The 6,072-nt window shown below is 52.6% G+C and carries 5 protein-coding genes; all 5 read right to left on the bottom strand.

Annotation, left to right across the window (positions count from 1 at the left end):
* Positions 1-379: 379 nt before the first annotated feature.
* The 5 genes from CHH75_RS23310 to thrC all read right to left on the bottom strand — a co-directional run bounded on the left by CHH75_RS23310 (position 380) and on the right by thrC (position 6,026).
* The gene (locus tag CHH75_RS23310) at positions 380-2,044 is read right to left on the bottom strand and encodes a LysM peptidoglycan-binding domain-containing protein (RefSeq protein WP_095399276.1); all 1,665 of its coding nucleotides are present in this window, start codon (positions 2,042-2,044) and stop codon (positions 380-382) included.
* Between the two features lie 173 nt (positions 2,045-2,217).
* Positions 2,218-3,102, bottom strand: a complete 885-nt coding sequence (gene ilvE / locus CHH75_RS23305; RefSeq protein ID WP_095267809.1) for a branched-chain-amino-acid transaminase — start codon at positions 3,100-3,102, stop codon at positions 2,218-2,220.
* A 16-nt stretch (positions 3,103-3,118) separates the two neighbouring features.
* Positions 3,119-3,991 carry a prephenate dehydratase gene (gene pheA / locus CHH75_RS23300; protein WP_095399275.1) on the bottom strand — a complete coding sequence of 291 codons (873 nt, stop codon included), beginning with the start codon at positions 3,989-3,991 and terminating at the stop codon, positions 3,119-3,121.
* Positions 3,988-4,956, bottom strand: coding sequence for a homoserine kinase (thrB, locus tag CHH75_RS23295; protein ID WP_095399274.1), 969 nt, complete (start codon positions 4,954-4,956; stop codon positions 3,988-3,990). The genes pheA and thrB overlap by 4 nt, the downstream gene beginning before the upstream one ends.
* Positions 4,953-6,026 carry a threonine synthase gene (gene thrC, locus CHH75_RS23290; protein ID WP_095399273.1) on the bottom strand — a complete coding sequence of 358 codons (1,074 nt, stop codon included), beginning with the start codon at positions 6,024-6,026 and terminating at the stop codon, positions 4,953-4,955. Before thrC ends, thrB begins: the two co-directional genes overlap by 4 nt.
* Positions 6,027-6,072: the final 46 nt, after the last annotated feature.

Genomic DNA, 6,072 nt, shown 5'->3' with positions numbered 1-6,072 from the left:
CTTCATATCCATCAGCGAATCTCGTTCGCATCAGCAACTCTTATATCATATCATGTTGTTTTCATTAATGCAAGAGTTTTTTTAGAAGTTTTTTTGAGGCCCGGATAAGAAGAAAGCCGACTGTTTCGCGGTCATTCACTCTCCGTGCTTTCAGCCTTGCAACCACTCGTGTTGCGGCCGGATTTATAATTTACCACAGGTTCCAGCTACATAGCAATACATAATTTTTACCAATTGGTCATTAGCGAATCCTCCACCCCCACACTGTATTCCGCAAGTCTCTCAGATCAGCAGGCAGAACACAAAAACAAGAAAGCCGTTGATTCGGCTTTCTTGCTTTAAGAATCACCTGGGATGAATATTGCAGTTACCTTGGCATTTACCCTTTGATCCAAGGATTTTGACGTTTGGATTTTGCAGGCTGTGGTTTACGTGATTTGGTTGAAGATTTAGCTTTTGTAGAGCTTTGGCGATGACGATGCACTTTGGCCTGAGCTTCGCTTCCAGCCGCTGGTGCCGCCTCCGCATCGATCTCTCTTTGCTCGGTCTCTGACCCGGAATCCACTCCACTCGCTGCCGCATTAATATCCGCTGAAGCTGGTGTCTCCTGTACGGTTGCATCCTCTTGCCCCGTTATCGCTTCTCGGTCATATTCGAATGGCATCCCAAATCCGGCATATGCCCCAGGCTGTTCGAAACTACCATAGCCACCAGGTTGACCATAAGGGCCAAAGGTGCCCAACGGTGAAGCGGCTCCCGGTATTCCAGGAACTCCTGCTGAAGGATGTCCGTAGTTCCATCCCCCATGCTGCCCGTACCCAGTATAGTCATGACCGTATGAAGGATGGGTCGTTGTAAAAGCCGGGAATGGCTGAGTATAGGCCGGAGCCACCGAGCCACCGCCACAGCCGCATGGAGATGCCGGTGCTGCCGCAGCAGGCGAATATCCCTGATGTGCAGGTTGATGATGATGATGGAATGAATGGCCGGCGTCTTTGCCTGTGTAAGACTCCGTGATGGAGATCGGCGCATACTCCACATTTCCAGCTAATCCAGGATAACCCCATTCCTGACCGTGCTGTACAGGAACTGCTTCTTGCGGGAAGGCGTAATAAGGGTGCACCGCTTTGCCTTGCTCGTGTCCATGATGATGATGGTGTTGATGTTGGTGTTGGCCATGTACTTTTCCCTCACCGCAGCCGCAAGGTCCTTCGCCGAGGCCATAGTAAATCGGCTGGTGAATGACTTCTTGCTGGAAGCAATCTGGTTGAGGCATGAAATGCATCGGCATTGCCTCTACTGGTGGACAAGGAGCCGGCTTATGAGGCATCGGCATCGGTCCAGGTACGTGATGAATAGGCGCCTCTTGATAAGGCTTCTTCTCTTGAATGGGCTGAGGGAGCGGCACCGGGTATGTCTTTTTAACCTCGATTTCCTCCATCTCGAACTTCTCCACCTTGATCGGCATAACCGGCAGTTTCGGCAATTCTGGCATTTTCGGGAGCTCCGGCATCTTTGGCATCTCCGGTTTTACAGGCACTGGGGCAGGTGCCGGCAGTGGCGCAGGCATTTCCGGAACGGCCGGCTGCTCGGAAATCGGTTGGGTCAACTCTGCTTTCGGTCCTGTATAATCCTTGGATCCCGGCATGATTTTGCTCGGAGCATTCCCCGCTCCCGCGGCAGCTGATTCACTGCCTCCACTATATACGCCTGAGGAAGGGATATTCACCACTTCGCCTACCAGCAGAGCATTCGGATTTTTCAGCTGCGGGTTCGCATCAATCATTTCCTTCAGAGTGACACCCCATGCCTTGGACAGTTTCCACAACGTGTCGCCCTGCTTGACCGTATGCTTATGGATAATGGGCTGGCTGCCGCCAGGAACCGGCACAGGCTCTGTCGGTACCTTGATCTTCGCGCCGACATCGAGTTTGTTGGGATCAACCAGCTGCGGGTTCGCATCAATCAGTTTGGCTAACGGAACGTTGTATTTTTGAGACAGCTCATAAAGAGATTCGCCTTCCTTGACGATGTGTATCTTCACGCCGCTAAAACCTCCTACACTCTTCTAGGCGTCATAATTTCGCCTGCTTTCGTTACTACATCCTATGCAGCAAGTAGGCGAATGACATCCCTCAAGGCAAAAAAAATCCTTTCATCGACATGAAAGGATTGGTGAGTGTAGCAATTTGTTGGTCTCATCGGCACGCTGCCAGATCAGGCCTCCCAAACTTTGTATCCGTCTTGATCCACAATTTTGCGGAACTCTTCCAGGAGCTTGAGTGTGATCGGGCCCGCTTGTCCTTGGCCAATCGTGCGGCCGTCGATTTCGCGTGCAGCGATGACCTCCGCAGCTGTCCCTGTGAAAAATACCTCATCCGCAATGTACACATCATGCATGCTGAACGGCTCTTCCTTGAGCGGAATGTCCAATTTCGCACACAGCTCGATAATGGCCTGGCGGGTAATCCCTTCCAGAGCACCAAGGTAGCACGGAGGCGTGGTAACAACCCCATTTTTGACAATAAAGATATTGTCTCCGGATCCCTCCGTTACATACCCCTGCGCATTCATCATGATCGCCTCATCGGCGCCTGCAAAATTGGACTGGATCTTAACCAGAATGTTGTTCAGATAGTTCAAGGACTTGATCTTCGGATTGAGCGCATCCGGGATATTGCGGCGCTGGGCGACCGAGACAGCTTTCAGCCCATTCTTGTAGGCTTCCTCCGAATAAATCGCCAGCTGTTCAACAATAATGAGAACCGTAGGCTTAGGGCAGCGGCGGGGATCCAGCCCCAGATTGCCCGGGCCACGAGACACGATCAGGCGAATATAACCATTGCGCATGTCATTGCGGCGGATCGTCTCTGCCATCGCTTCAAGCAGCTCATCATATTCCATCGGAATGACAAGATCTATCGATTTCGCGGAGTCGTACAACCGATCCAGATGCTCTTTACATTTGAAAATGTTGCCGTTGTAAATCCGGATCCCTTCAAAAATCCCGTCTCCGTACAAAAAACCGTGATCGAATACCGACACTTTTGCGTTCTCTTTAGTAACAAATTCGCCATCTAAAAAGATCCATTGCTCCGACATTAACTATACCTCCATATTATTTGCTCTCATACGCATAACCAGGGTACGAACCCAGCACGCGAACCTGGCATCCCAAGGCTTCGATCTCGCCCATCGCAGCCGTGAGCAGCACCGAATCCGCTTCGGCCATCACATCGATGTAGAAATAATAATTCCCGAGCCGCTTCTTCGTCGGACGTGATTCGATCCGCGACAAGTTCAGCCTCCGCCACGCAAACGCCGACAGCACCTGATGCAGCGCACCCGGTACATCCTCCGGCAAAGTCACCAGGATGCTTGTTTTCACATGCTCCGGGGCACGGGGAATCCGGATCGGCTCACGACCGATCAGCACGAATCGGGTGAAGTTATTGTCATGATCAGTGATTCGCTCAGCCAAAACATCCAGCCCATGCGTCTTCGCACCGAGCGCCGTGCCGATCGCCGCCCAGCCTTTTCCAGGGTTCTCCTTGACAATTTTGACGCCCTCCGAGGTGCTTCCAGCCTGCTCCAGTTCCGCTTGAGGAGCCGCAGCGGCAAGAAACTGTCTGCACTGCGCGGTAGCCACTTGGTGCGACCATATCTTTGTAATTTTGCTAAAATCCATACTTCCGTCAGCCGCCTGAAACTCCGAAGCATTGCCGATCAGATTCTGAATGGACGGATACACCCACTCTACCTGCATCGGCATATCCACTTCGTTAACCAGCCAATCCATATGAAGGCTGACCGAACCTTCAATCGTGTTCTCAATCGGAATAACGCTGTAATCGGTCTTTCCTTCAACGGTCGCCATAAACACATCCGAGATCAGTTTGAAATGAACGAACTCTGCAGGCTCGCCATTCAGAAGGTAGAGTACCGCTTCATGCGATACGGATCCGGAGGGCAGTAAAGCTATTTTTTTCATGCCGTAATTTCCCCTCTAATCATCTCCATAAAAGTTCGGTCTGACTTATCGCCCAATACCTGCACTCCTTCGGCAACTGGACTTAACTGTAAGCAGGAGACGGTGATACCTTCCGCTTCCATGGTCTCTACTAAGTATACACGCAATTGCTCGATTCGAGCATCGCGATTGTCAACGAATGCAATCATCGTCGGCCCTGCACCGCTCAGCGCAACGCCCAGGGCCCCCTGCTTCTGCGCCTCCTCCAAAATTTTGGACATGCCAGGCACAAGCGGCGCCCGGTAAGGCTGATGAATCCGGTCCTTCATAGCTTCCCGCAGCAAATCCAGCCTTCCTGCCGAGAGGGCAGCAGTCAATAAGGATGACCGACTAATATTATATACAGCATCCTCCAGTTTGACCTGGGCGGGAAGCGCCTCTCTCGCCTTGGTCGTCGAAAGCTGAAAATCGGGAATCACGACCAGCGTTTCCAGATGGGCAGGCGGCGCGATCCGTACATAATCGGCATGCGTCCCGTCCCAGGCTGCGGCCACAATGCCGCCGAACAGGGAAGCGCCCACGTTGTCGGGATGCTTCTCCAGCGCCGTCGCCATATGAAACAGCTTCGCATCCGGCAGCGGAGAACCGATCAGCGCATTAGCTGCAGCAAGCGCCCCGACGATTGCCGAAGCGCTGCTCCCTAGACCGCGTGTAAGCGGAATATCGGAATACATCGAGATTTCAAGATCAGGCACGGATACGCCGGCCTCTTGAAACACCATTTGGCTTACCTTGTATATCAAGTTGCTTTTGTCCTGGGGAAGCCCCTCCATCTGGTCTCCGTGCAAATGAAACACCGTACGGTCGGAAGGCCGCAGCTCTAACCACGAATAAAGCGGCAGTGCCATTCCGAGCGTATCGAATCCCGGACCCAAATTGGCCGTGCTGGCCGGCACCTTCACCCGGACAACCTGGGACAAGCTCATACCCGTGCCGCCCCTTCAATCTTGGAAATCGCGTCCATAACGGCCGATTCTGTATCCGATACGACCAGCGACTCGGCATTGACGGTGGAGATGGCGATGTTCGGATCTTTCAAGCCGTGTCCCGTGAGAACGGAGACTACGGTCTCTCCTCCCTTGAAATAGCCCTCGCGTTTCATTTTATACACACCCGCAATCGATGCCGCAGATCCCGGTTCCGCAAATATTCCTTCGCGAGAAGCGATCTTGCGGTACGCTTCAAGGATTTCTTCATCCGTCACATAGTTGATTTGCCCGCCGGATTCCTCCGCAGCGGCCACCGCTGTCTTCCAGCTCGCCGGATTTCCGATTCGGATCGCCGTTGCGACCGTCTCCGGATTCGGAATCGGCTCGCCTTTCACGATTGCCATCGCGCCTTCCGCTTCAAACCCGAGCATTCTTGGCAGAGACGAAGCCTTGCCTGCTGCATGGTATTCCTTGAAACCTTTCCAGTATGCCGAGATGTTGCCGGCGTTCCCGACCGGAATAGCCAGTACATCCGGAGCTTTGCCAAGCTGGTCCACCACTTCAAAAGCCGCCGTCTTCTGTCCTTCAATGCGATACGGGTTGACCGAATTCACAAGTGTAATCGGATGCTTCGCCGTAATCTCCCGTACAATTTCAAGCGCCCGATCGAAATTGCCTTCGATGGCAATCACTTTAGCACCATAGATTATCGCCTGGGCAAGCTTGCCAAGCGCAATATTGTTGTTCGGGATAATGACGATACAGCTCAGTCCCGCACGAGCCGCATAAGCAGCAGCAGCGGCGGAAGTGTTGCCCGTCGAAGCGCACATAATGGTGCGGCTGCCTTCCTCCACCGCTTTGGCAACGGCCATCACCATCCCGCGGTCTTTGAAAGAGCCGGTCGGATTGAGACCTTCATATTTGAAATACAGGTCAATTCCGAGCTCTTCGGAGAGATTCTCAGCGCGGATGAGCGGCGTATTCCCTTCATGCAAAGACAGAAGCGGCGTCTTTTCGGTAATGGGCAAATAAGTTTGATAGGTTTTAAGCAATCCTTGATACGACATCAGTCAAAACTCCTTTTTCCATAAATATAATATCCCGCTGCTATGC

This window comes from Paenibacillus sp. 7541 (assembly GCF_002276395.1).
GTDB classification, from domain to species: domain Bacteria; phylum Bacillota; class Bacilli; order Paenibacillales; family Paenibacillaceae; genus Paenibacillus_AQ; species Paenibacillus_AQ campinasensis.
The sequence above is the reverse complement of the archived record's forward strand: the minus strand, read 5'-3'. Positions and strand labels throughout refer to the sequence as shown.